Origin of the sequence: Litorisediminicola beolgyonensis (assembly GCF_042679605.1) — a bacterium.
GTDB lineage: Bacteria > Pseudomonadota > Alphaproteobacteria > Rhodobacterales > Rhodobacteraceae > Litorisediminicola > Litorisediminicola beolgyonensis.
On sequence record NZ_JBHTMU010000082.1, the window covers coordinates 1 to 2003 of the forward strand.

1 protein-coding gene is annotated in these 2003 nt (G+C 69.8%); it reads left to right on the forward strand.

All coding sequences use genetic code 11. The annotated features are described in order from the left end of the window. Window positions 1–20: 20 nt before the first annotated feature. A partial coding sequence (locus ACFQ4E_RS20465) for a hypothetical protein (protein ID WP_386806387.1) occupies window positions 21–2003 on the forward strand: 1983 nt, incomplete at its 3' end.

Genomic DNA, 2003 nt, shown 5'->3' on the forward strand with positions numbered 1-2003 from the left:
CGCCCGCGCCTGCAGCCCCGGTGGCCGACCCCGCCCGCGACCGTCTCGACGCCGCCCATGACGCGCAAGCCGCCGCCCTCGCCGCAGCAACGGCGGGTGCAGAGGACGAGGATACGTCCACAGGCGACGCCACGCCCGAGATCGCAGCTTCGGCTCCGGTCGAAAGCCCTGTCGTGTCCGAGACCGAGGTCCTGACCGAAGACGCACCCGCTGAACTGGACGAGGAGATCGAGGCGCCCGCCGCGACTGCAGCGCCCGCCGTCCAGCCCGAGGCCGATGGCGACAGCGTCGCCGCGAAGCTGCAGCGCATCCGCGCGGTGGTCTCCGCGACCCGCGCCTCCGCGTCTGCCGCCGCGCCCGAGGCCGAGTATGCCGAGGACTATTCCGAGGACGAGCACGCCGACGAGGTCGCGCTGACCGACGCCTGGGAAGCCGATCTGACCCCGTCCGAGCTTCCGCCCCTCGACACCGCGGCCCTTGCCGAAGACGAGGCCGCGCTGGCCGACGAGGACGTGGAGGCCGACGATTTCGACGGGTTGGAAGACGACCTCTACCCCGAAGAAGACACCCTGTCCGCGGTGACCACCGCGATGGGCGCGTTTGACGAGACCTCCGAGATCGAGAACGAGGACGCCGAAGATCATGATGACGCGCCCGAAGCCCTCGCCCCCGCCGAGGACACGCTCGCCGCGGTGACCGCCGCGATGGGCGTTGCGTCCTTCGACGACGATTTCGAGGACGAGGACGAGACCGACCCGCTGGGCGATATCCTGTCCGGCAACAGCTCCGCCTATGTCTCCGAGCCGATCGCGACGGAGACGGAGACCGAGACGGACGAGGACGATAGCGAGCTTGGCCGCGCGCTGTCGGGCATCCTCTCGGAAGCACCGAGCGAGCCCACCCCGACCCCCGCCCTGCGCCGTCCGCGCGCCCGCGTTCTGAAGGTCAAGCGCAGCGATTTCGAACGCGCCGTCGCCGCCGGTGCGCTGGAAGAGATCGACGACGCGCCCGAGGCAGACAGCGCCCCTGCCATCGACAGCACCCTGCCCGGCGCCACCACCTCGAGCCTCGCGCCCGAGGACGAGGCTGATCTTGCCCGCGAACTGGCCGAGCTTGAAGCCGAGCTTTCCGCCGAAGAGGATGACGCGCCTTACGAGGACGCCGATCCCGTGGCGGTCAGCGACGATCTGGACGAGCTCGACGACGACGCCTTCGACGACGCAGACGAGGTCGATACCGCCGAGGTCGAGGAGGAGGACGAGGACGCGCTCGAAGCCGATCTGGATGCCGCGTTCGACCATGCCGATGAAGATGACGACGATCTTCGGGCCGAGACCGCTTACGACGATGACGACGACAGCCTGACCGAAGACGCGCTCGAGGACGAGGACGAAGAGCCCCTGCCCGACGCCATCGCCGCGGGACTGGACGAGGACTCCTTCGACGACGATCTCGACGACACGCATGGTTACGCCGAAGAGCCCGAGGTCGCGGCTGCCGATGACGACGACGATGAAGACGATGCCGAGGAAGAGATCGACGATCTCGACCGCGAGCTCGACGCCGCTTTCGCCGCCGACGATTGGGAAGACGACGAGGACGACCGTGACGCCCCGGGCATTCCCCATCGCAGCGCGACCGAAGAGACCGGCCAGCCCCAGGACGAGCCCGAGCTCGGCGACATCCGCAAGGCCGTCAAGATGTCGAGCCCGGCACGCGTGATGCTCACCGAGAGCAAGATCACCGAGGACGACCAATCGGTGTCGCGCCTGCTCGACCAGACCAATGACGAGATGGCCCAGCCCGAAGGCAAGAGCCGCCGCAGCGCCATCGCGCATCTGCGCGCCGCCGTCGCCGCTGCCCGTGCGGACCGCTTCCTCGGACGCCGCAAGGAACAGGCCGAGGCCCAGGCCGACCCCTATCGCGAAGACCTGGCTAACGTGGTGCGCCCGCGCCGCCCGCAGGCCGCGCCCAACAGCGAGCGGCCCCGCCGCCCCGAAGCG